The organism is Ruegeria sp. HKCCD7181, from assembly GCF_057221055.1.
In genome coordinates this window covers 111,169-133,781 of sequence record NZ_JBWVBC010000004.1, presented here as the reverse complement: position 1 = coordinate 133,781, position 22,613 = coordinate 111,169, and the positions used below count along the sequence as shown (strand labels likewise).

General features: G+C 55.9%; 19 protein-coding genes. 10 read left to right on the top strand and 9 right to left on the bottom strand.

Features of this window, described 5'->3' with window-relative positions:
* Positions 1 to 59 precede the first annotated feature (59 nt).
* From AC2TCY_RS09815 to AC2TCY_RS09800, 4 genes are read left to right on the top strand one after another with little or no spacing between them, the layout of a single operon-like run.
* The gene (locus tag AC2TCY_RS09815) at positions 60 to 881 is read left to right on the top strand and encodes a SapC family protein (protein ID WP_480847140.1); all 822 of its coding nucleotides are present in this window, start codon (positions 60 to 62) and stop codon (positions 879 to 881) included.
* Between the two features lie 16 nt (positions 882 to 897).
* Positions 898 to 2,211: a TolC family protein gene (locus AC2TCY_RS09810; protein WP_480847139.1), complete on the top strand. Its 1,314-nt coding sequence runs from the start codon at positions 898 to 900 to the stop codon at positions 2,209 to 2,211.
* Positions 2,208 to 4,334 carry a type I secretion system permease/ATPase gene (locus AC2TCY_RS09805; protein WP_480847137.1) on the top strand — a complete coding sequence of 709 codons (2,127 nt, stop codon included), beginning with the start codon at positions 2,208 to 2,210 and terminating at the stop codon, positions 4,332 to 4,334. Before AC2TCY_RS09810 ends, AC2TCY_RS09805 begins: the two co-directional genes overlap by 4 nt.
* Positions 4,318 to 5,628 (top strand): HlyD family type I secretion periplasmic adaptor subunit, encoded by a 1,311-nt coding sequence (locus AC2TCY_RS09800; protein WP_480847136.1) that lies wholly within the window; start codon positions 4,318 to 4,320, stop codon positions 5,626 to 5,628. Before AC2TCY_RS09805 ends, AC2TCY_RS09800 begins: the two co-directional genes overlap by 17 nt.
* Before the next feature lie 86 nt (positions 5,629 to 5,714).
* On the opposite strand, the gene AC2TCY_RS09795 is transcribed toward AC2TCY_RS09800, so the two are convergent.
* From AC2TCY_RS09795 to aspT, 4 genes are read right to left on the bottom strand one after another with little or no spacing between them, the layout of a single operon-like run.
* A complete protein-coding gene (locus tag AC2TCY_RS09795; protein WP_480847135.1) occupies positions 5,715 to 6,419 on the bottom strand; it encodes a response regulator transcription factor in 705 nt (234 codons plus the stop codon).
* Positions 6,419 to 8,335 carry a PAS-domain containing protein gene (locus AC2TCY_RS09790; protein ID WP_480847133.1) on the bottom strand — a complete coding sequence of 639 codons (1,917 nt, stop codon included), beginning with the start codon at positions 8,333 to 8,335 and terminating at the stop codon, positions 6,419 to 6,421. Before AC2TCY_RS09790 ends, AC2TCY_RS09795 begins: the two co-directional genes overlap by 1 nt.
* A 38-nt stretch (positions 8,336 to 8,373) precedes the next feature.
* Positions 8,374 to 9,990 (bottom strand): bifunctional aspartate transaminase/aspartate 4-decarboxylase, encoded by a 1,617-nt coding sequence (locus tag AC2TCY_RS09785; RefSeq protein WP_480847132.1) that lies wholly within the window; start codon positions 9,988 to 9,990, stop codon positions 8,374 to 8,376.
* Between the two features lie 18 nt (positions 9,991 to 10,008).
* Positions 10,009 to 11,694 carry an aspartate-alanine antiporter gene (gene aspT, locus AC2TCY_RS09780; protein WP_480847130.1) on the bottom strand — a complete coding sequence of 562 codons (1,686 nt, stop codon included), beginning with the start codon at positions 11,692 to 11,694 and terminating at the stop codon, positions 10,009 to 10,011.
* Positions 11,695 to 11,970: 276 nt separating this feature from the next.
* Between aspT and AC2TCY_RS09775 the strand changes: the two genes are divergently transcribed.
* Genes AC2TCY_RS09775 through AC2TCY_RS09760 form a run of 4 tightly spaced genes read left to right on the top strand, consistent with a single transcriptional unit; the run spans position 11,971 to position 15,887 of the window.
* Positions 11,971 to 13,095 (top strand): MlaE family lipid ABC transporter permease subunit, encoded by a 1,125-nt coding sequence (locus AC2TCY_RS09775; RefSeq protein ID WP_480847129.1) that lies wholly within the window; start codon positions 11,971 to 11,973, stop codon positions 13,093 to 13,095.
* Position 13,096: 1 nt separating this feature from the next.
* Positions 13,097 to 13,912 (top strand): ABC transporter ATP-binding protein, encoded by an 816-nt coding sequence (locus tag AC2TCY_RS09770; RefSeq protein WP_480847127.1) that lies wholly within the window; start codon positions 13,097 to 13,099, stop codon positions 13,910 to 13,912.
* Positions 13,913 to 13,917: 5 nt separating this feature from the next.
* Positions 13,918 to 15,234 (top strand): MlaD family protein, encoded by a 1,317-nt coding sequence (locus tag AC2TCY_RS09765; protein ID WP_480847126.1) that lies wholly within the window; start codon positions 13,918 to 13,920, stop codon positions 15,232 to 15,234.
* Positions 15,231 to 15,887, top strand: coding sequence for an ABC-type transport auxiliary lipoprotein family protein (locus tag AC2TCY_RS09760; RefSeq protein ID WP_480847124.1), 657 nt, complete (start codon positions 15,231 to 15,233; stop codon positions 15,885 to 15,887). Before AC2TCY_RS09765 ends, AC2TCY_RS09760 begins: the two co-directional genes overlap by 4 nt.
* A gap of 52 nt (positions 15,888 to 15,939) precedes the next feature.
* Here the strand turns inward: AC2TCY_RS09760 and AC2TCY_RS09755 are convergent, their stop codons facing one another.
* Positions 15,940 to 17,520, bottom strand: a complete 1,581-nt coding sequence (locus tag AC2TCY_RS09755) for an FMN-binding glutamate synthase family protein (RefSeq protein ID WP_480847123.1) — start codon at positions 17,518 to 17,520, stop codon at positions 15,940 to 15,942.
* Between the two features lie 224 nt (positions 17,521 to 17,744).
* Between AC2TCY_RS09755 and AC2TCY_RS09750 the strand changes: the two genes are divergently transcribed.
* Positions 17,745 to 18,152 carry a fluoride efflux transporter FluC gene (locus tag AC2TCY_RS09750; RefSeq protein ID WP_480847121.1) on the top strand — a complete coding sequence of 136 codons (408 nt, stop codon included), beginning with the start codon at positions 17,745 to 17,747 and terminating at the stop codon, positions 18,150 to 18,152.
* On the top strand, positions 18,149 to 18,520 hold the full coding sequence (gene crcB, locus AC2TCY_RS09745) for a fluoride efflux transporter CrcB (RefSeq protein ID WP_480847120.1): 372 nt from the start codon (positions 18,149 to 18,151) through the stop codon (positions 18,518 to 18,520). The genes AC2TCY_RS09750 and crcB overlap by 4 nt, the downstream gene beginning before the upstream one ends.
* Here crcB and AC2TCY_RS09740 read toward each other — a convergent pair.
* Genes AC2TCY_RS09740 through AC2TCY_RS09725 form a run of 4 tightly spaced genes read right to left on the bottom strand, consistent with a single transcriptional unit; the run spans position 18,513 to position 22,510 of the window.
* The gene (locus AC2TCY_RS09740; protein ID WP_480847119.1) at positions 18,513 to 18,839 is read right to left on the bottom strand and encodes a cytochrome o ubiquinol oxidase subunit IV; all 327 of its coding nucleotides are present in this window, start codon (positions 18,837 to 18,839) and stop codon (positions 18,513 to 18,515) included. The two genes, crcB and AC2TCY_RS09740, sit on opposite strands and share 8 nt — an antisense overlap.
* Positions 18,832 to 19,464, bottom strand: a complete 633-nt coding sequence (locus tag AC2TCY_RS09735) for a cytochrome c oxidase subunit 3 (protein WP_480847118.1) — start codon at positions 19,462 to 19,464, stop codon at positions 18,832 to 18,834. Before AC2TCY_RS09735 ends, AC2TCY_RS09740 begins: the two co-directional genes overlap by 8 nt.
* Positions 19,461 to 21,551: a cbb3-type cytochrome c oxidase subunit I gene (locus AC2TCY_RS09730; protein ID WP_480847117.1), complete on the bottom strand. Its 2,091-nt coding sequence runs from the start codon at positions 21,549 to 21,551 to the stop codon at positions 19,461 to 19,463. The genes AC2TCY_RS09735 and AC2TCY_RS09730 overlap by 4 nt, the downstream gene beginning before the upstream one ends.
* The gene (locus AC2TCY_RS09725) at positions 21,548 to 22,510 is read right to left on the bottom strand and encodes a cytochrome ubiquinol oxidase subunit II (protein WP_480847116.1); all 963 of its coding nucleotides are present in this window, start codon (positions 22,508 to 22,510) and stop codon (positions 21,548 to 21,550) included. Before AC2TCY_RS09725 ends, AC2TCY_RS09730 begins: the two co-directional genes overlap by 4 nt.
* Positions 22,511 to 22,613 lie beyond the last annotated feature (103 nt).

Here is a 22,613-nt window from a genome sequence, read left to right as displayed (position 1 = left end):
AGTGCGAACACTGGCGATGCGGCCTGATCGCATCGCCCCAACGAACACGAAGGGTTAGCATGGCACAGAATGGCCTTTTCCCGGTAAGCATCGATCGCCATCGTGATCGCTACTGGCGTCGTTACACCTCATATGAATTTGCGCAGGGCTTAAATGAATGCCTCCTAGTCAAAGCTGAGCTTTTATTGGCGGCAGCAGCGTTTCCCGTCGTATTTCGAAAAGAGGCGGAAAGAGTCTACCCAGTCGCTTTGTTAGCAATGGACAGCAGCGCCGGAACTCCTTTTGTATCGCCAAGCGGAAGCTGGCTGGCAAGTTACGTCCCCTCCGCGCTGCGGTGTTACCCTTTCCTGGCTGACCCAGTGGATAAGACAACACCGTGCGGTGTCAGCCAGTCCCGTTTGTACGTCAACGAGGCGTCTGGCCTGGTAACAACGGATAACCGTGATCAGGCATTCTTTGCCAATGACGGCAGACTGACTTCCGAACTGCGCGACATTCTCAGGTTTTTTCAGAACCGCCAATTCACGTTGTCTGAAGCGCGCAAACTTTGTTTGATCCTTGAAGAGATGAACCTGTTCACGCCGCTGCAGGAGTATGACGGCAACCCCCTTCCCAATGGCCTGCTCGGAATTGACGGGTCGCGGCTGGAGCGCCTGCCACAGTCTCATATATCGGTCCTCTTCAACAGCGGGGCCATGCAGATGATCCACGCACACCAGGTCTCTCTTTCACACTGCAACTGGCTGGCACGGGCTCATCAACGCGCTTCCCTGACGCCTCAAACCACTGAACCCACTGCAGAGCTGAGCGGGTTCATCACAGCACTGGCCATGGACTCCGCCGTAGAGCATTCAGATTGGGAGATCGCCCATGCAGTTTAGGTGCCTCATCAGAGTTATGACTGCCCTGGGATTGGTGTTGCAACTCACTGCCTGCACGCGTGCACCGGATTTGTCGGCGGTCGAGATGTCGTTTTCGGAAGGCAGCACCGGATCCGGAGCTGTTCAAGCATCAAGCCGAATTACTGATAGTTCGTTTGGGAAACGAGTGCGATTAGCGGTGCAGGACAGCCCTAACCTTACTCAAAGCGACACGCGATTGGATATTGCACAAGCTGAAAGGGATGCTGCACAAGGGGCGTTTCTCCCGAAGGTTTCGTTGGGTGTGAATGCGAGATCTGAACGCATAGACTCTGATGTCGCGGATGTTTCTCCATATCTTCGTGTTTCCCAGTTGGTCTACGACGGAGGCGCGGCACAAGGTGATCTGGTCGCTGCCCAAGCGCGTCTTCTGGAAAGTCGCGGAGACCAGATACAGACTGCGGCGGCGACAGCGCTGGCCGCCATTGAAACATATGTTCTGGTTCTGGATCGTCGGGAAATCCTGGAGATCACAAGAGAGAACGTCGAAGTACATGAAGAGATCGAACAGCAGATCGCTGACCGCGTTTCGGGTGGCTTGGGGTCCAATGCGGACGTACTGACGGCTAGGTCCCGTGTCGCAGACGCCAGAACCAGATTCGCAGATGCTCGAGCCCGGACAGATCGGGCCGAAGCGCGGTTTCGTGAAGTTTTTGGTGCAGCGCCAGGCGGTTTATCTCCACCTGTTGCGGCACCGGATCTGAACCGCAGCAACACACAGATCGTCATGGACAGCCCACAAGTCCGGCGGGCAGACGCCAGCCTGATGGCTGCCAAGGCGGAATGGGCAGCTGCGCAAGCACGACGCCAACCTGACATACGTGTTGCGGCTTTTGCCAACCAAGACGACAGCAGGGACACAAATTTTGGCGTCGATTTGTCCTTAAATTACGAGTTGGACAGTACAGGCCAACGTCGCGCTGCCATTGCAGCGGCCGAGGCCCGTGTAAAGGAAGCCGAAGCCAACCGCGAAGCATTGGTTCGAGAAATCAGGCGCGAATTGGATTTCATTCGCTCGGACCAAAAGGCCGGTGCTGAACGGTTGCGCGATGCACGAGTCGCAATGCGCGCTAATGCAGACAGTGTGGCCGCGGCCCGCGCACAGTTTTCGATTGGCCGCCGCAGCCTGATCGAAATTCTGGATGCGCAACGGGATTTCGTGAACGCGCAAGAGCGTCTCATTCTGGCGGAACAAAGTTTCTTTCTGACGAACTATGCAGCACTGAGCCTGACAGGCGACATTCTGGATCTGTTCGGCATCACGCTCAACCAATGGATCGATCTACGATGACCGACATGCGATTGACTGATCTGGAAGCCTGCGTGCTCCATGTGGCCACCACACTCGAACGTCCCATGACGGTTGCTGCTCTGCACGCGGTCCAATCAGGAAAGGGTAGCGACATTTCCGTCCGCGATGCGATTGCCGCGGCGAACCGAGTCGGGCTTCAGGCGGGTTTCGGAGCGCGACAACTTCGATTATTCGATGCCGCCCTGGTCCCGGCGATTTTGCTGTTGGAAAATAACAGAGCCGTTGTCTATCACGGCCGCTCGCAAACAGGAGATTTGCTGATTTATGATCCGGCAATCGGAGACGGTATCGGCGAACTGAAAGAAGACCAACTGAGCGAAAGATACACCGGCTATGCGCTGCTGTTTCGGCGCGAACACCGTGAAACTTCTGCGCCCGGATCAACGGAACAAAGCGGTCACTGGTTTTGGTCAGCTCTGGCAGCGAACCGCTGGTCCTACACCCAGGTCGCGTTGGCGGCTGCATTGGCAAATGTACTGGGATTGTCCACCTCGGTTTTCATAATGATCGTGTATGACAAAGTTCTTCCCAATGAGGCGACCGAGTCTTTGATTGCCTTAACAACCGGCGTCTGCCTGGCCTTGGTTTTTGACTTTATTCTCAAGATATTACGCGCTGACTTCATTGATCGCGCCGGCCAGAGCGCAGATCTGTTCATGGGTCGGCGTGTCTTCGACCAATTGTTGAACATCCGCATGACCTCCCGCACCGGATCAACCGGTGCGATGGCCAGCACTGTGCGTGAATTCGAAACGTTACGTGAGTTTTTCACATCGGCCACGCTGGTTGCAGTTGTTGATCTGCCTTTCATCGGTCTGTTTATCTTTGTGATCCATATGGTTGGCGGTTCTTTGGCGATGATACCGGCCTTGGCCGTACCCGTGGTATTGCTGACTGGACTGGCAATTCAACCGTTGTTGTCACGGTTGGCTGAAAAAAGCTTTGCGGACGGCCAATCAAAACAGTCCGTACTTGTCGAAGCAGTCACTGGTCTTGAAACCATCAAGACCACAGCTGCTGGTCAACAAATGCGAAGCCGCTGGGAAGAGGCAATCGAGCGTCAATCGGACCACGGAATGCGAAGCAGGGCCGTGACCCAGCTTGCGTTGAACCTGACCGGATTTACGCAACAAGCAGCTCAGGTCTTGATTGTGTTCTACGGTGTATTTCTGATCGCAGATGGCAAGGCAAGCATGGGAGCGCTTGTTGCCTCCGTCATGTTGACCGGGCGGGCACTAGCACCTCTGGGACAGTTAGCACAGACTTTAACCCGCATAAATCAGGCGCGCAGCGCCTATCGAAACCTGGACGCCATGATGCGTGCCGAAAGTGAGCGCCCTGAAGGGCGCAACTGGATCAGCCGCTCCAGTTTCGATGGTGGAATCACCTTCAACAATGTCCACTTCGCCTATCCCGACCAGGTGGAGGACGCCCTGAAAGGCGTATCGTTCACCGTTGCGCCCGGGGAAAAGGTGGCAATCCTCGGTCGCATAGGTTCGGGCAAAAGTACGGTCGCCCGACTGTTGCTGGGACTTTACCAGCCACGCGTGGGATCGGTGATGTTGGACGGCCTGGATATCAGGCAAATAGATCCGGGCGACCTTCGGCGCAACATAGGGTCGGTGTTACAGGACGTCTGGCTATTTTCCGGATCGGTGCGAGACAATATCAGCGCTGGCACCGTTCGCCCCAGCGACGAAGCCCTGATCCGGGCGGGTCGGATTGCCGGTGTCGAAGAGTTCGTCGCCCGGCACCCCAGCGGATATGACCTGCGGCTGGAGGAACGAGGGGAAGGTCTTTCCGGCGGCCAGAGACAGGCCATCACTCTGGCACGGGCACTGATCGGCTGCCCTCCGGTCTTGCTGCTGGACGAACCTACCAGTGCGATGGACGTAAAGAATGAGGCCGAAGTCATCGCACGGCTAAAAGAAGCAACAAGAAACACGACAATGGTGATTGTGACGCATCGCACCAGCCTATTGGAACTGGTCGACAGGGTCATTGTTATCGAGAACGGCAAGGTTGGCGCGGATGGGCCCAAAAGCCTGTTGACCAGAAATGCAGACAAATCCAGGAGGCATCTGAATGTCGCGGCATCCTGATCTGGACACTCTGGCGCGCGAGATGCGGGGGCGTGCCCCGTTGCGTGGATCGCTGCTGTTGTTGGTGATCCTGGGATGCCTGTTGACGGCGGGTCTTTGGGCCAACTTCACGGAACTGGATGATGTTGTGCGGGCGGACGGGCGCATCGTGCCTTCGGGCGACATTCAAATGATCGAGGCGACCGAACCTGGCGTTCTGCAGACCTTGCACGTGCGCGAAGGGCAAATCGTCGACGCCGGCACTTTGTTGATGGAGTTCGATGCAACCCAGATTGACAGCGAGTTGAGCCAGGAACAACAGCGCGCATTTGGGCTGATGGCTCGGGCTCAGCGACTACAGGCGGAAATAGACAAAACGCATCTTGCTTTTGAACCGCGGCTAATCCGGGGGGCTCCTGATGTTGTTCGATCGGAAACAGCGTTGTATCAGGGACGGCAAGCTGAGCTGATGGCCGAAATAGCCATCCTGGAACGCCAACGGCAGCAACGGCAACAGGAACTCGAAGAAGGCTTGGTTGATCAGGTCATGGAGCATGAGACATTATTAGTTCTGGCCGAAGAACGAGCAATCATGGCGCCGCTTGTCGAGCAGCGTATGGAACCAACTACAACTCTGCTTGATCTGCGCCGCAACGAGGCGGAATGGAAAGGCCGCAAAGTCAGGGCTGAGGCGGTGATCACGCGACTAAAATCAGGCTTGGACGAGGTCGACGATCGGATTAAGTCCGTCCGCAGTCGATTTCGCAGCGCCGCGCTCACCGATTTGGCGGTGGTCACGGCAGAGCTGGCAGCGCTTCAACCTGCCCTGCCCGCGCTGCGTAGTCGCGCCGATCGGGCACAAGTTCGCACACCGGTCCGTGGAGTGGTTAACAGGATTCACCGCTCAACCATCGGCGGGCTGGCCCGCAGCGGTGAAGAATTGATTGAAGTCGTCCCGCTGGATGATTCATTGCTGGTCGAGGCTTATGTCCGGCCAGATGATATTGGGTTTCTGCATTCTGGTCAGCGTGTAAAGGTCAAGATCACGGCATATGATTTTGCAAGATATGGCGGCCTGCAAGGTGAGATTATTCGCATCGGGGCCAACACCGTCACACGATCGGAACGTAACGAAGAAGAGGTCTTCATTGTTGAAATCCGCACTGAGAACACAATGCTGGATGCAGGTGGAATCGCCGTCGAGATCATCCCAGGCATGATTGCTGAGGTCGATATCCTGTCGGGGCGTAAAACAGTTCTTGAATACCTGATTCAACCAGTTCTCAAGATAAAGGACCAAGCTTTACGCGAATAAAGTCAGCTGCAAAACAGAACTTGTTCCACATTTTATGGTATCAGGTTCCGGCGGCGCATCCTTTAAAAAACGGCCCGGGCATTAGATCAATGTCGCCACTCCACATCCCCGAGGAAAATATAACCGGCACCGTATATCGTTTTGATCAATCTTGGGTTTTTAGGGTCTTCTCCGAGCTTTGTGCGCAGCCGCGATATGCGAACATCCATCGCGCGGTCGAAACTGTCACCGGCGCCGCCGCCCAGCATCTCCTGCATACGGGCACGGCTTATCAAGCGCTTTGGACTTTCGAGGAACAATCGCAGAACCTCTCCTTCCGCGTGGCTAAACGGGGTTTCTGAACCCTCAGAGTCAATCAATACGTAGCGATCAAACTGCGCGGTCCATCCGTTGAATTTTGCCACATCTGAAGCCTGCACTCCGCTCCGGGGCGCGCGCAGGCGGGCACGGATCCTTGCCACCACCTCAGCCGGATCAAACGGCTTGGTGATGTAATCGTCGGCCCCGAGTTCAAGCCCAGTTACCCGATCCTGCACTTGTGCCCGACCCGAAATGATGATGACTGCGGCCCCCTGCTCCAGTGCCAGACGATGTACTAGCGCCAGCCCATCTGTGTCGGGCAACGACAGGTCAACCAGGCAGACATCCGGTGTGACCCGTTTCAGTGAGGCTTCAAACTCGCGCGCACGGGAAAAGCTCTGAGTGCGAAATCCTGCCTCCTCCAGAGTATCGGTCAGGATTTGTCGGATTTCCGGTTCATCATCAAGGATTGTAACCAACGGTTGGGTCATCAGGAGGCCTCGGTTCTGATCAGCGCGGACAATTGCGCTTTGGTAAACGGCTTGTGCAGCACTGGCGCCACAGCAAGCGCCTGGACGTGCAATGGATCGGAATAGGGCAGCGACGTCATTAAGATGCAAGGCACTGCACCGTTCAGGCGTTCAATCAGGTCGAGTCCGGTATCCTCAGCCTGAAGGCGAATATCCGAAAGTACCATCGCAATGTCCTCGATATCGGCGGTCAGCGCCATCGCTTCATCAACCGAAGCAGCCTCAATGACAGTACACCCCAGATCGACCAGCATATCGCGGAACTGGCTACGCAGATCGTCCTGGTCCTCGACCAACAGCACAAGGCCAGATTGGGCAGGAGGTGCTGGCCGGTAGGGTAAACGCAAAACCACAGACGCGCCCGACGGCGTGTTGCGCAACTGCAGGTCCCCACCCGCCAGTTTGACCGTGTCATAAACCATTGGAAGGCCCAGCCCGGATCCGTCGCTGCCCTTGGTTGTGAAGAACGGGTTAAGTGCTTTTTCCTGCGCTTCAGCAGAGAAACCCGGACCGGTGTCCGAGACGGTAATTTCCGCCCAAATCTGGCCTATGGCGTGGGCACTGATGGTTATCTGGCCGGAGGCTCCACATGCGTCACGCGCGTTCAATACAAGGTTCAACAGTGCATCTTGCACCATGCCGGGATCCAGCATTAACGCCTTTTCGGGCAAAGTATTGATCACCGAAAGCCCCATCCCACGTGGTAATGAAGGAGAGGCAAGCGTGCGCAGATCCTCAAGCAAGGCCCGCATATCGGTGGCCTGCGGCTGCGGTGTTCGGTGTCCGGTCATGTCCGCAATTCGGTTCAGCAGCTGTCCGCCACGGCGCGCAGTCTGTTGGGTCGCAGCAACCAACGTGCCGGCCTCATCCGGCAGACCCATCTTGGCCAGTTTAGACTGCATCCCCAGAATGATCGTCAGCAGATTCGAGAAATCATGCGCCAATCCGCTGGTCATTTGAGCCGCCATTTCACGACGGCGGGTTTGCTGCAGGGCGACACGCGTCTGCGTCTCTTCGGTGATATCCACTGACATCACATAGACGCCACCTGACCCATCTGGCGTGAACGAAACCCGAATGCGGCGTTGATCCTGATCCTCGGTGAACTCAAATACCGAAGTTTGGCCGTCATAGGCCTTGTCCAGATGCGGTTTGACTCGCTCAAAAGCCGCCGCACCAAGAGCCTGCGAGATGTGCAGTCCCAGAATATCCGATGGGCGGCCGGGCATGACCGCACTGAGGCGACGATTGGAATAATCATACCGCGCATCCGCATCGAGATGGGCGATATGCGCCGGCATCATCTCGGTTGTCATGCGCGTTCGGGCTTCGATTTCAGTGAGCTGCCGCTTGGCCTCTTCCAATGCAGTAATGGTTGCGGCCAGTTTCCGGTTGGAGGCCGAAAGTTCTTCCGCCCTGTCCAACAGTTGGCCGGACAGCTCCTCGGATCGGGCACGCAACAAGTCCTCGGCCTGTTTCGTTCGGGTAATGTCCGTGTAAACAGCCACCCAGCCGCCCGTAGGCAAAGGCGCGCCTTCAACGGAAATTACCTGACCATTGGGGCGAGTGCGCTCCATGTAGTGTGGTTCGAATGCCAGTGCTTGATCAACGCGCTGCGATACCATCTCGTCGACGTCAGCCAATTCACCATACTCACCACGACTGGCCAGAAAATGAATTGTGTCGTGGAACCGAGCGCCTGGCTGTGCCAGATCGTCGGGCAGGTCAAACATTTCCTGAAACCGCAAGTTGCAAAGAACCAGCCGCAACTGGCTGTCGTAAATCGACAAGGCCTGACCGATCAAGTTCAGGCCGGCCGTGGTCATTGCCTTGATGCGCTGTTCGCTAACGTTCAAATCATTCTCTCCTGCGCCCATGGGTAGCACCAGTTCAGGCGCAGGTGTAGGGGTCTGGTTCAGCCGTGAAGTGGTTGATTGTTCGCCGCGCGATAGGCCTGAACATAACCCCTTGCAACCGAACGTACCGCAGTGCCGATCTGGGTGTATGCTTCGTCAGGAAGGTTGGCAAACGACACCCGGGCCGACCAGTCAGGCGCATCAAAGCCGCTGCCGTTGAGCAGCACAATTCCGTAGTCCTCGGCCAGTTTGAAGGCGATATCCAGCGGGTGCACGTTCTTCTTGATCCACTCCACCACCTCTTCGCCCACATATTTGCGCAACCAGTACTCAAAATCGATGATACCGTAATAGGCATCATAGTGCTCACCCGATTTGACCTCGATACCCATAGCGTCGGTTAGCAATTGGAAACGGCGATGGACCAACTCCATACAAGCGGTTTGATACGCCTTTTTCGTGTCCACCAGTTCGCACAGAGAAAACAGTGTCATCATCACCTGCTGAGGCAGCGACAGTCCCGCAGTGTGATTCAGTGCCACGTCGCGGCTGTCGGCCACCAGTCTGTCTATGAAGCGGATGTCTCGTGGCGTCAGGCTGAGTGTGCCATAGCGTTTGTCGAGCGTCTGTTTGATTTCCTCCGGGTGGTCGGCAAGTTTGAGGTCAAAGATATTGTCCTGCGCCACTGCGATCACGCCAAGTCGCCAGCCTGTGCAGCCGAAGTATTTGGAATAGGAATACACCCCGATCGTGTTGCGCGGCAGATGCCCCATGACTGAAGTAAAGTCATGAACGAAAGTGCCATAAACATCATCGGTCAGAACGATTAGATCGGGGCGATGATTTTCCACCAGATCGGCCAGTTTCCGCAATGACGCCGTGCTCAGCGCGACCGAAGAGGGGTTACCTGGATTGACCAGAAAGAACGCCTTGACCTTTGGGTCCTTCAGTTTCTCCACCGCCGCATCCGTCAGTTGGAATCCGTCCTCTTCGTCGGTCTCCACGTGGACAGACTCCAAGCTGTAATCCTCGAGCTCGGGCATTTCCAGATACGGGGTGAAGATAGGGGTACACAGGGCTATTGTGTCGCCCGGGTTCAGCAGTCGGTTGGCTTTAAGTGTCTTGAAAATATAGCACATCGCGGCGGTACCGCCTTCGACGGCGAACAGATCAAATACCGTATCCGGGCGGTGACCCCGGCACATAGCCCACATCAGGTATTCATGCGCAATGACGGCGTTGTGTTTCAGGATCCGATCAGGAACCGGGTAATTGTCGCCAATGACGGAATCTGTCAGCTCGTGTACGAACTCATCTGCATCAAACTCGAAGGCCGCGATGGCATGTCCAATGACATCGACCAAGGTGTCGACGCCGGGCATTTTGGCATTCTCTGCCGCCCAATCCTGTAAGCGGGCATGGCATCCTTTCATTGCAGGCATCCCGCCCAGCCCGGCAGGATGGCTCATCACCCGTTTGGATTCCGTAATCGCAAACTGACCCAGAGCAAAAAAAGCCTCGCGTGGGCGCGTGGCTATCCAATTGGGATTGCCTCGCCCGGCGTTCAGAAAAGCACTGTTGGCCTTTCGTGATTCAGCCGAGGCTAGCTGGATCAGCTCATCCTTGATTTGAAATGGGCTGAGCGCTTCGTAGTCGTGTAACTTCACTCTATCCATTGATAAAACCTTTCCAAATCAACTGAGGATCAGAACAACGACCATGCCAAAGATGGTCAACAGCGTGTTGCCGATGGCATAGGGCATGCCATAGCCAAGGGCGGGAATGCGACTTTGTGCGGCTTCCTGGATCATTCCAAGAGCAGCCGTGGTCGTGCGCGCCCCGGCGCAGGCGCCGAAAAGGATGGCAGGGTGGAATTTAAACACGTAATGACCGACATAGACTGAAAAGATCATCGGCAGCGTTGTCGCGACGATACCCCACAGCAGAAGCGCCACACCCGCCTGCTGTAACCCAGCGACAAAACTCGGCCCTGCGGTGATTCCAATCACCGCAATAAAAACGTTCAGACCCAGCGTGTTCATCAACCAGAGCGACGGCCCGGGAATGCGCCCAAAGGTCGGATGCACGGTCCGCAACCAACCCAAGACCAGCCCTGACAACAGGGCGCCCCCGGTCGTCGACAGGCTTATGGGAAAGCCGCCCATCATGATGGCCAGCGTTCCAACAATGCCGCCAATAAAAATACCCCAGCCGACAAAGGCCAGATCGGTCGTGTCCACGGGCCGATCCGCATAACCGATTTCGGCGATTGCGGCCTCGACGTGGCGCTTACTGCCTTGCAATGTCAGAATATCCCCGCGATGGACAACCGTACCGGGCAACAATGGCAACTCGACCATGTTTCGCATCAGTTTCGACAGGTATACCCCCCGTGCAATCGACATCTTGCTGAGGTCTTTCAGAGTCTTGCCATGCACTTGCTTACTGGTGACAAGAACATCCAATTTTTCCGACGGGATACTGAGCAGATCCGGTGCATCCGCCTCTTTTAGATTGGTCTCAAGTAGCCCAACCAAATCGGCGCGTCGGCCCGAGAACATCACGACATCGCCGGCCGCCAGCAAAGTATCGCCGTCCACTTCGATGATCTGGTCGCCACGACGGAGCCGTTCCGCATAGATGCGAACACCCGGCAACAAATCCTTGACCGGCTGCCCCAACAGATCGCTGCCTTCCGGAATTTCAAAGGCCCGGGCTTCAATCGCGCGATAGGCCGAAACGATACCTTCGCCGGTATCGACAGCAGTTCCGCCACCCAGCTTGGCTTCGTATTCCTTGCAAGCGGCAACTAGATCAACACCGATCAGACGAGGGCCGATCTTGGCCAGAATGATAGCGGAACCGATAGTGCCATAGATATAAGTAACCGCGTAAGCGACAGGAATCTGGTTGGCGTAGGTCTTGGTCTGCTCGGCCGACAAGCCCAGCTGGTCTATCTGGTCAGTGGCCACGCCTATCGCGGCCGATATCGTCTGTGAACCAGCATAAAGGCCTGCGGCATAACCCAGCTCGAGCCCGGCCACCTTGGCTGCCACCAATGGAATGATCAGGCAAAGAGCCAGAACGCTGAGCGCGAAAAAAACTTCCCGTGCCCCATCGACCTTGAGGCCGCGTATGAATTGCGGGCCGACGCCATAACCAACGGCGAAAATGAACATTATGAAAAAGGTAGATTTGACCGCGGAATCGATGTCGATATGCGCTTGTCCGATTACAACGGCCGCCAGCAGGGTTGCAGTGACGGTTCCGAGACTGAAGCCCATCAACCTCCAGGGGCCAACCAGGAACCCGATGCCGATGGAAAGAAAAACCGCAAGTTCCGGGTAAGTTTGCAGAATATTCACAAACCAATTGATCATGAAATTCCTCCTAAGCGCAGACGTGCAACAGGTCGGATGAAACGTCGACGGGTAGGTCCTTTGATGGCCCCTTCATTTGCCTGACGCCACTCAATCAAAACTAGAAATCTTCGTGGCAACGATACCTTTAGTATCTCGTTTGTCTACATTTTTTGGAATATGTCCCGGCTCGACACGCTCGCCCCACTGTAACCGCAGCGCACCCTGAACCTAAAAATTCCAACAGGTTGGCACAAACACGTTGCAGCAATCTGGTGTTTCACTTCACATATGCTCATGACGCGACCCACAATAACCTCGGACAGCGATGCAACTGGTGTTTGCATACGGATTACCGGCGACTTGCTGACCCAATCGCTCGAGTTTGTCGAGGACGGGTTCAAGGCGGTCAAACCCGCTGGCGGAGCGGTTGTTCTGGACATGTCAGAGGTTCAGGCTCTGGACACAGGCGGCGCCTGGCTGATCGCCAAACTAGAGCAACGTCTGACCTCGGGTGGCGCCGACGTGCAAATCAAAGGCGTCCAGCCTGCGCACTCCACATTGATCGACACGGTTGCACGCAATATCCCCAAAGCAGTCGGTGAACAGGCTCCTCCGGGCGGGATCGTCAACTGGATCGCGCGTCTGGGCGAGCGAACAGCAAGCGGGTGGCAGGACACGCTATCCATACTCGAGTTTCTGGGTCTGACGCTCCACCGGCTGGCACGAACGATGATCATGCCTTGGCGCCTACGCCGTGCAGCGCTGGTGTCGCAGATGGAGCAAGCCGGGTTCAAAGCGCTGCCCATCGTCTCGTTGATGGGGTTTCTGATCGGCGTTGTTTTGGCCTTTCAGGGAGCGACACAGCTAAAGCAGTTCGGAGCCGAAATATTTGTGGTCGAGCTGATCTCGATATCGATCCTGCGTGAACTGGGCGTCTTGCTAACTGCAATCATCGTTGCGGGTCGGTCGGGATCGGCCTTTACCGCCTCGATCGGGTCGATGAAGGTGCAGGAAGAAATCGACGCTATGCGCACATTGGGCCTGGACCCGATCGAGGTGTTAGTCATCCCACGTGTTCTGGCCCTGCTGATCATGCTGCCTATTCTGGGTTTTGTGGCCGATATGGCAGGTCTGATCGGTGGCGCGTTGATGAGCTGGATCGATCTGGGTGTCAGCCCCGGCATGTTCGTCACCCGCCTGAAAGAAAACACCGATGTCTGGCAATTGGCGATTGGTTTGATCAAGGCACCGTTTTTTGCGCTGGTAATCGGTGTGATTGCCTGCTGGCAGGCAATGCAGGTCAAGGGCTCGTCCGAAAGCGTGGGGCAAAGAACCACCGCGTCGGTTGTGCAATCCATCTTTATGGTCATCGCTATAGACGCGCTGTTCTCGATCTTCTTTTCCGAGCTTGGGGTCTGACATGGACGGAACCGCCCTGCAGGACACCGTCAAAACCGATGCACAGCGCGAGGCCGTAATCCGTGTGCGCAACCTGACCAATCGATTTGGCGAACAGGTGGTTCATGACGACCTGAACCTGGATGTCTGGCGAGGCGAAGTGCTGGGCGTCGTCGGCGGTTCAGGCACCGGAAAATCGGTATTATTGCGTACAATTGTCGGCCTGAACAAACCCGCAGCAGGCAGTATCGAAGTACTTGGTGTCGACGTGCTGAACGGGCCCGAAGAAGACCGCCAACGCATCGAAAAAAGCTGGGGTGTTGCGTTTCAGGACGGCGCGCTGTTTTCCTCGCTGACGGTGCTACAGAATGTGATGGCGCCCTTGCGCGAACATACAAGCATAAGTGAAAGCCTGATGGAAGCGCTTGGCGGGCTCAAGATCAGCCTCGTTGGGTTGCCGCAACTTAGTTGCAGCAAGTTCCCTTCTGAACTGTCAGGCGGTATGCGCAAACGGGCTGCTTTGGCGCGTGCCCTGTCGCTGGACCCCGAGATCGTGTTTCTGGACGAACCCACTGCCGGATTAGACCCGATCGGGGCCGCCGCCTATGATGATCTGATCGGAGAGTTGCAACAGGCGCTGGGATTGACTGTTTTCATGGTAACCCATGATCTGGACAGCCTTTATGCCATATGCGACCGCGTCGCAGTGCTTGCAGAAAAACGCGTGCTGGTTGAAGGTCCGATAGAAGAAATGACCAAGGTCGATCATCCTTGGGTGCAGGAATATTTCACAGGCCCCCGCGCCCGCGCGGCACAACAGAAGGGGCAAAGCAGGTAGAGGCGATGGAAACCCGAGCGAATTATATCTTGATCGGCGCGTTCACCCTTGCAGGTATTCTTGGGGTTTTCGGCTTTTTCCTATGGCTCGCCAAGTTCGAGGTGACCCGGCAATATGCCTATTACGAGGTTCTGTTCGACAATGTTTCAGGCCTGTCAGCCGCGGGTGGCGTGAATTACAACGGATTGCCAGTTGGACAGGTCATATCATTGAATTTGGATGACGACGATCCTTCCAAAGTCCGTGTTCGCATCGAAGTGGACGCCAACATCCCGATCACCAAGGACACCATTGCCCAATTGCAGTCATTGGGCGTGACCGGAGTTGCCTATATCGAATTGTCCGGCGGCTCACCCAAGGCTGAGCGCTTGTCGCAGAACAGCGTCATTCAAAGCAAGCGCAGCACGATCCAGTCATTGCTGGAGGGCGCCCCGCAAGTGCTTGATAAGGCCCTGACTCTGTTAGAAGATTTGAATAAGGTCGTCGATGAAGAGAACCGCAAATCCGTAACCGACATTCTCGACAATCTGGCATCTGCTTCGGGACGGCTGGACAAAACCCTGTCCGACTTTGAAACACTCTCCGGCGATCTGGGCGGTGCTGCGAAGGACATCGGAGCCTTTACCAAACGTCTGGATACGCTGGCCGACACCGCCGAGACGACACTGACCACCGGTACCGACACACTGAAAAGCCTAAAGGACGCCTCGGAATCCGCCAAAACCACGCTGGATACGGCAAACGAGACCCTGCAAACCGCCGAACAGGTTATTGCGCAGGAAATTCGCCCCTTCATCGAACGTGGCTCTAGGCTGGCGGATCACCTGATCGTCCTGTCCGAAGAAGGCAGCCTCACGCTTGGCACTGTCACCGAGACCTTTGCCAACGCGAACACGACTCTCGGGTCAATCAATTCGGCGATAGACACCGCCAAAGCCGCGCTGACGTCAGCGGAACGCGCCTTTGACTCGGCCAACCGGGTGATGGACGAGGACATTGCACCGGTTGCCGAAGATGTGCGCAAGGCAGCAAACCAAGTGACCGAAACCGTATCAAATATCACCGCCAAGATCGACCAGGTTTCGGATGATATCCTGAGCGCATCTCAATCAGCATCAGACCTGCTTGGAACCATCGACGGTATTGTTCAGGACAACCGCAGGCAGGTTTCGGACTTCCTTCGCGTGGGCCTGCCGCAATTCGTCCGGTTCATCGAGGAATCGCAGCGTCTGGTCATCAGTCTGGACCGGCTGGTCGACAAGGTCGAACGCGATCCGGCCCGCTTCCTACTCGGCACTCAAGCATCGGAGTTTCGCCAATGATCCGGCCTCTAATTATGACTCTGGTTCTGGCTTTTTTGGCTGGATGCACTGGGCTTGACACCTTGCGACAGGCGTCCAAACCGAACGACCTGTACCTTCTGACGCCGAAAAGCACGTTTTCACCGTCGCTGCCGCGCATAGGAAAGCAGATCGTCGTTGAAGAACCCACTGCTACGGCAGCAGTCAATACGGATCAAATCGCGGTTCAGCCCACGGCACTGCAAGTGCAATACCTGCCCCGAGCCCGTTGGGTGGACCGCGCACCCCTAATCGTGCAGGCCCTGATGGTCGAAAGTTACGAGAATTCCGGCAAGGTGGCGGCGGTGGGTCGGTCGACCGTCGGGTTGCGGGCCGACTACGTCATCGCGCCCGATTTGCGTGAGTTTCAGGGTATTGTGGTCAGTGAAACCGAAGACGCAAAAACCGTGCGTGTGGAAGTTCGCATCAACATCAAGATCATTGACGAGTACGAGGACAAGATTATCGCCTCCAGCTCGTTTCGGGAAAACGTGTTAGCTGTCAGCGATCAGACCCCCGATCTGGTCGAAGCCTTCGATGTAGCCCTTGGGAAAACCATGCGGGATGCTGTCGAGTGGAGCGTTCGCAGGATCCATACGCATTCGGCTAATAACCCTCGGGACTCGCGTTCTTAGTCGAGCCCCGAGAGCGATTTCGGCGCCCACTGTGACTTGGTTCTGCTAAAGATCAGAAATGAGCTGACGAAGCCCGGTTCCAATCCTCGGCATAGGTCGGCAGAACCTTATCCCCCAACAATGCGCCTTCATCGATAGACTCGTAGAGTTCGGCATAAGATCGTTCACGCTCGTCAGCTGTGCGGCGGCGAATATCCGAAGGACACAGTTCCGAGACTTTCTCTTTGCCCATTGCCCCCAGTAATTCGCGAAAGCTCTCCAGCGTGCTGTCATGGAAACGATGCACCCGCTGCCGTTTTTGCGGCACTTTTATCGCGCTTCCCCTGATTGGGTCTTGTGTGGCAACCCCTGAAGGGCATCGGTTGGTGTTGCAGTGCAACGCCTGAATACATCCGACCGCAAACATCATCGCCCGTGCGGCGTTGCACATATCCGCGCCCAAAGCGAATTTCTCGACCATATCGAATCCGGTTGCAACTTTGCCCGAGCAGATAATGCGGATCTTGTCCCGAACTCCTATACCGCGCAGGCAATTGTTCACGAAGATCAGTGCCTCATTCACTGGCATTCCAAGACGGTTGGTGAACTCGACCGGGGCTGCGCCGGTTCCGCCTTCCGCGCCATCCACAGTGATAAAATCGGGCAGGATACCCGTCTCAAGCATCGCCTTGCAAATCGCCATGAACTCGGAAGGGTTACCAATGCACAGTTTGAATCCAACGGGTTTTCCGCCCGACATTTCGCGCAGGTGCTGCACAAATTCCATCAACCCAGTCGGGCCCTCAAACGCCGAGTGGATCGGCGGCGAGATCACGTCCTGATGCTCGGGTACACCTCGGATCTCGGCAATCTCTTTGTCGACCTTTGCCGCTGGCAGCACGCCACCATGGGAAGGCTTTGCGCCCTGAGACAGCTTGATTTCGATGGCCTTGACAACATCCTTTTGCGCCTTTTCGGCAAACTTGTCCTTGTCGAACCCACCCTCGGGTGTTCGGCAGCCAAAATAGCCGGTGCCGATTTGCCAGATGATGTCTCCACCCTCGGCCAGATGGTGCGGCGACAGACCGCCCTCCCCAGTGTTGTGGGCGAAACCGCCGTCTTTGGCCCCGCCGTTCAATGCACGAATGGCATTGGCGCTGAGGGCGCCGAAACTCATGGCAGACACGTTCAACCGCGAAGCACTATAGGGTTTCGTACATTGTGGGCCGCCCAGCACCACGCGTTCTTCGCTAACGTCCACATCTTTTGGTGCCAGCGAGTGATTGGCGCGATGGTAGCCAACGGTCGTGATATCATATTGGGTGCCGAAAGCCTGCGTATCAACCTGCCCTTTCGCGCGCGAATAGACCAACCCGCGGATGATCCTGTTGAATGGTCGCCCGCTTTCATTTGTTTCCACAAAATACTGACGGATTTCGGGACTGACGAACTCCAGCATGTACCGGAAATGGCCTAGAACCGGATAATTGTTCAGAACATTGTGCTTGTTTGTTTTCAGGTCGTAGTAACCGATCAGCACATAAGGAACGACCAGCACCAGCAGCCAAAAAGCGTGCCCCCAGAACAACCCTAGCAAAACTGTCAGGGGCAGAATGAAAAAGGTGACTGCAAAATAGATCCTGCGAACAATCATCAATGATCTCCTTTTGGACGCGCCGAGCGCAGTTGCAGGCCCAGCCGGCCCGACCCTGGTTCAATCGTGAAACAGATAGGCCTTAGATTGCAAGTATTTGAAGCCCTTGTCGCGGAATCCTCCGGTTTGGCGACCGGTGGTTGATGACACCATCCAGACCGTTGATCCGCGCATGTGCAAACTGTATGGCAATAAGAACGCAGGCCAGAGCAGGATCAATCGCCGTGGCAAATTCAGCACGCAACGTCAGCGATCGCGCCCTGATGTACTGCGCCGTCTTTGTTGGCGGGGCAGCGGGATCGCTTCTGCGCGAAGCGTTTGCGCTGGAAGTCCCCGGCGCGCCTATGCTGACGGCCACTTTTGGCATTAACGTGGCAGCCTGTTTCATTCTGGGCTGGCTCTACGCAGTGCGTCACCGGATTCATGCCCATGTTTTGCATCTAGGCGCGGTTGGATTCTGTGGCGGCTTATCGACGTTTTCATCCTTCGTGGCCGAGTTGGAGCGGATTGCGGAAACCGACGGCTGGTCCGTCATTGCTGCAATCACTGCCGAGATCATCTTTGGTCTTGGCGCTGCCATTCTTGGCGAGGCGCTGGGTCGCCGATCCCGGATCGGGAGGGCCCGGGAATGACCGATCTCTATCTACACGCCATGTTCGGGCTGGGCGGAGGCCTGGGGGCTGTAATGCGTCACTGGCTTACGCGGCGGGTGACCCACGATCTGCCCTATTCAACACTGATCGTGAATATTGCGGGCAGCCTGTTGCTGGGCCTCTGGATAGGCTACCTTGGTGGCCCTGTCGAGATGGCAGAGGAAGAAAAACGATTGGTCTTTGGTTTCTGCGGAGGCTTCACAACCTTTTCCAGTTTTGCCTATCAATCGTTGGAACTGCACCGCAATCGCACAATTGTATTCGCAGCCGGAAACATCCTGCTCAGTCTTATGCTGTGCTGGCTGGCCTTGTGGGTGGGATTGGTTCTTACGGGCGGTATTACATAACGTGCATATGCATGCGGATTGCCAGATTCCCCAGGATCCAAACTGTTCCACCAATGATGATCAACAATACAAGCGTTGAAAAAAGGATCAGATCCAGATCTTCGCGGCTGCTTCGGCGTCGATCAATGTGCAGGAAATACACCAGCTGTACGACCAACTGCGCCAGGCCCAGCAAACCAATGGACAGGTAGACACCCTTTGTTTCTATCCCGACCCAGTAGGCGATTAGAAAAACTGCCAATGTCAGCAACAACGACCCGCCATAGCCGATCACATACCGCCGACGCTCGCGATGGTGCATCTCGGTTCGTCTATCCATAGGCCAACCCTCCGAAATACACGATGGTGATGATGCCGATCCAGATCAGGTCGAGGAAATGCCAGAACAGAGCCAATCGCACGACGCGCGACATCAGCAGATCAGTCAGGCCCATCACCCGCAACTGGATGCCCAGCACGATCAGCCAGAGGCATCCTGCCGCCACGTGCAGACCGTGCAATGGCACCAACCCATAGAATGCCGACAAGAACCCGCTACGCTGAGGGATACCTCCCTTTTCGGCCATGGCCATGAAGTCGCGGATTTCAAGAACCAGAAAGCTGAGGCCTAACAAAAGCGTCACTGCGAACCAAAGAACAATGCGCGCCCGCGGCAAGTTGTATTTCAGTGCCAACATGGCCAGACCGACCGTCAAGCTGCTGGTCAGCAGGATCATGGTTTGGGCAAAGATGCTTTTGAGGTCAAACAGCTCGTGCGGTCCGGGCCCGCCAGCTTGCGCATCAATCATCGTGATGTAGATGGCGAACATCAGACCGAAATAGACCAGGTCGCTCATCAGAAACACCCAGAACCCAAATGTGACAACCTCAGAGAACTTGTCGGCGCTGGCGTGGTCTTCACCAAGGTTCAGGCCCGGATAACTTTGCGATGGTGCGCGTCTCATGTCGCGGCCTCCATGTCAGGACGAGCAAGGCCGCAGTTTTCCGTTGCTGTTTCATGATCGCGGTCAACTGCGCTTGAACTGTGAACCAGTGCCAGCCAGGCCTCGTGTTCCTTTCGGACTTCTTCCGCCGGGATGACCAGTTCAGTACTGGTATCAAAGGTCCAGACAATGATGGACAGGATGATTAGAACGGTGATCAACGCCGCCAGCCACCAGATCCACCAGACCAGTGCAAACATCCAGATGCCGCTGAGAACACAAAGGACAAAGCCAATACCGGTGTTGCGCGGCATTTCAATATCTTCATACGCGTCGGGCGTCGGATAGGCCTCGCCCCGTTCTTTGGTAGCTGCAAAGTCATCCCTATCAGTGACTTCAGGGATAATAGCAAAGTTGTAGGGCGGTGGCGGCGATGGGATTGACCACTCTAACGTGCGCCCGTCCCAAGGGTCGCCCACAGGCACGCGTGTCTTATCCCGGTCTCGGATGCTGACCCACAGCTGGATCAGGATCGAGAACAGCCCGCAGGTGATAACCAATGCGCCGATGACGGCGACGATCATATAAGGTTGAAATGATGGGTCAGCGTAACTGAAAGACCGCCGGGGCATCCCCATAAGCCCGACAAAGTATAGCGGCATAAATGTCAGCAGGAACCCAACGGTCCAGCAGAAAACTGAGACGCGGCCCCAGAATTCGTTCAGACGGAACCCGAAAGCCTTGGGGAACCAGTAGTTGTAGGCCGCCAACAGGCCGAACAGCACACCCGGCAGCAGCGCGTTGTGGAAATGCGCCACCAGAAACAGGGTGTTGTGAACCTGATAGTCCACAGTCGGGTTGGCCAGTACAACACCACTGAGCCCGCCGATCACAAACAACATCAGAAACGCCAGGCTATAGAGCATCGGCACCGAAAACCGAATGCGCCCACGCCACAGCGTCGCCATCCAGTCATAGACTTTTACGCCGGTCGGGATGGCAATCAACATGGTCGCGATGCCAAATACCGCATTGATCAAAGCGCTTTGCCCCATCGTGAAGAAATGGTGCAGCCAGACCGTGAAGGACAACACCGCAATCGACATGGTGGCGATGACCAGTGAGTTGTAGCCGTACAGCCGTTTGGCTGAGAATGTGGCGAAAACCTCGGAATAGATTCCATAGGCAGGCAGGACGAGCAGATAGACCTCTGGGTGGCCGAACAGCCAGAACAAATTGGCATAGTTCATCATGTTGCCGCCGAGGTCGTTCGTGAAGAAATGGAAGTCCAGATATCGGTCGGCAGCTAGCAGTAGCGCGGCAACCCCTAAAGGCGGCATTGCAAAGATGATCAGGATCGAGCTGCATATGATCGTCCAACAATACATCGGCAACCGCATGAACTTCATCCCAGGCGCACGAAGCTTATAGATCGTCACGGCAAAGTTTATGCCTGTCAGGGTGGTACCGACACCTGAAACCACGATGGCCCAGATCCAGTAATCCGGCCCAACGCCAGGATTGAACGCGGCCCCGGTATATGGCGGATAGGCAGTCCAGCCGCCAGTCGAAAACTCTCCGACCACCAGCGAGACCATCAGCATCATCCCGGCCGAGACGGTAATCCCAAGCCCGATCTGGTTTAGTCTGGGAAACGCCACGTCCCGCGCGCCGATCATCAGCGGGATCACATAGTTCGCGACGCCAAAGACAAAAGGTACAGCCACAAAGAAGACCATGATCGTGCCATGGGTGCTGAACAACTCCGCGAAATGTTCGGCCTCAAGAAATCCATCGCCTGGCCCCACCGCCTGTTGCGCGCGCATGACCACGCCTTCCAACACCCCCCGCGCCAGCATCACGATGGCAAAGACGATATACATGATGCCGATTTTCTTGTGATCCGCGCTGGTCAGCCAGTCTCGCCACAGCGGCCCCCAAAGTCTAAACCATGTCAGCAAGCCGACCACCGCCAGAACACCAATAATGACAATTGCCGCCGCAGCATTGGCGATAATCTCGTTTGTGCTTGGGTTCTGGATCAGCCCAGCGACAGGAAACGCATCCCAAGTGAGGCGACCAAAGAACCCAGTATCTGTGGTTGTCATTGACTAGCCTCCTGCCCGAAGGTTGACGTTCCGGGTTGTTGGTCCTGTGGCAGCGGCTTGCCATTGTGGTAACGTTGCAGAATGCTGTGGAAAAGATCGCCGTCATCCAACGTAAAATACAACGCGGTTTCAGGCATCTTATCTGTCCCGAGTGCGGCCTGAACCTCGTCCCGGTCCGTGCGCATGGCAAGCGTCTCATACGTTGGCGGATCCAACGTAATGCCGTTCTGACGCACGCCCTCGACCCATGCGTTGAATTCATCCGCTTGCATGGCGACCGTACTGAATTTCTGCTTGGTAAAGCCGCGTCCGTTATACTGCGTGTTTTCGCCTTGCATCGTCTCGGGCGTATCGGCCACTACATGCAGCTGCGTTGTCATCCCCGGCATGGCGTAGATCTGGCCCGCCAGCGCCGGGATCATGAAGGATTGCATAACGGTGTCCGTCGTCAAGGTCATCGCGACCTGCTGTTTCACTGGGATGCCCAGCTCTCCGACACTGGCAATGCCGAGATCGGGATAGATGAACAGCCACTTCCAATCCAATCCGACAACCTGCACCCGCAGCGCTGGTTCTTCGCCAAAAGGGGCGGAATAAGGATCCAGTCGGTGTGTAGCTTTCCAAAGATAAAACGACAGGATGGCCACGATGACTACAGGCACACCCCACATAAGAAACTCCAGCCCGGGTGAGAAATCCCAATTGGGCCTGTAGGCGGCGGCACTGTTCTTACGCCGGCGATAGCGCAGAGCAATCAACGGAACCAGAACCAGTACCGGAATCACTGCGATCAGGATCAGCCCCGTCGCACGCAGCAGATGCGTTTTTTGCACCGCTGCAATCGGTCCTTGAGGATCCATGAAACTGTCACTGGCCAATGCGCCCTGCGAGGATGCAAGAACCGCAGCAACACCCAAAAGTGCTGGCACGGTTGCACAGAACATCCTGAAAATGGTCACGCCTGCTCGCCCTCAAATTATAAGTCCAATACGGTCAACTATCGGCAGAGTCTGACAATTTCTCAAGGAATATTCCGAACGACACCGTACAGGGACAGATAAT

Excerpts from the sequence above, each read along its gene's own strand:
- AC2TCY_RS09815 (WP_480847140.1), top strand. The coding sequence starts at position 60 with ATGGCACAGAATGGCCTTTTCCCGGTAAGCATCGATCGCCATCGTGAT.
- AC2TCY_RS09810 (WP_480847139.1), top strand. The coding sequence starts at position 898 with ATGACTGCCCTGGGATTGGTGTTGCAACTCACTGCCTGCACGCGTGCA.
- AC2TCY_RS09805 (WP_480847137.1), top strand. The coding sequence starts at position 2,208 with ATGACCGACATGCGATTGACTGATCTGGAAGCCTGCGTGCTCCATGTG.
- AC2TCY_RS09800 (WP_480847136.1), top strand. The coding sequence starts at position 4,318 with ATGTCGCGGCATCCTGATCTGGACACTCTGGCGCGCGAGATGCGGGGG.
- AC2TCY_RS09795 (WP_480847135.1), bottom strand. The coding sequence starts at position 6,419 with ATGACCCAACCGTTGGTTACAATCCTTGATGATGAACCGGAAATCCGA.
- AC2TCY_RS09790 (WP_480847133.1), bottom strand. The coding sequence starts at position 8,335 with ATGGGCGCAGGAGAGAATGATTTGAACGTTAGCGAACAGCGCATCAAG.
- AC2TCY_RS09785 (WP_480847132.1), bottom strand. The coding sequence starts at position 9,990 with ATGGATAGAGTGAAGTTACACGACTACGAAGCGCTCAGCCCATTTCAA.
- aspT (WP_480847130.1), bottom strand. The coding sequence starts at position 11,694 with ATGATCAATTGGTTTGTGAATATTCTGCAAACTTACCCGGAACTTGCG.
- AC2TCY_RS09775 (WP_480847129.1), top strand. The coding sequence starts at position 11,971 with ATGACGCGACCCACAATAACCTCGGACAGCGATGCAACTGGTGTTTGC.
- AC2TCY_RS09770 (WP_480847127.1), top strand. The coding sequence starts at position 13,097 with ATGGACGGAACCGCCCTGCAGGACACCGTCAAAACCGATGCACAGCGC.
- AC2TCY_RS09765 (WP_480847126.1), top strand. The coding sequence starts at position 13,918 with ATGGAAACCCGAGCGAATTATATCTTGATCGGCGCGTTCACCCTTGCA.
- AC2TCY_RS09760 (WP_480847124.1), top strand. The coding sequence starts at position 15,231 with ATGATCCGGCCTCTAATTATGACTCTGGTTCTGGCTTTTTTGGCTGGA.
- AC2TCY_RS09755 (WP_480847123.1), bottom strand. The coding sequence starts at position 17,520 with ATGATTGTTCGCAGGATCTATTTTGCAGTCACCTTTTTCATTCTGCCC.
- crcB (WP_480847120.1), top strand. The coding sequence starts at position 18,149 with ATGACCGATCTCTATCTACACGCCATGTTCGGGCTGGGCGGAGGCCTG.
- AC2TCY_RS09740 (WP_480847119.1), bottom strand. The coding sequence starts at position 18,839 with ATGGATAGACGAACCGAGATGCACCATCGCGAGCGTCGGCGGTATGTG.
- AC2TCY_RS09735 (WP_480847118.1), bottom strand. The coding sequence starts at position 19,464 with ATGAGACGCGCACCATCGCAAAGTTATCCGGGCCTGAACCTTGGTGAA.
- AC2TCY_RS09730 (WP_480847117.1), bottom strand. The coding sequence starts at position 21,551 with ATGACAACCACAGATACTGGGTTCTTTGGTCGCCTCACTTGGGATGCG.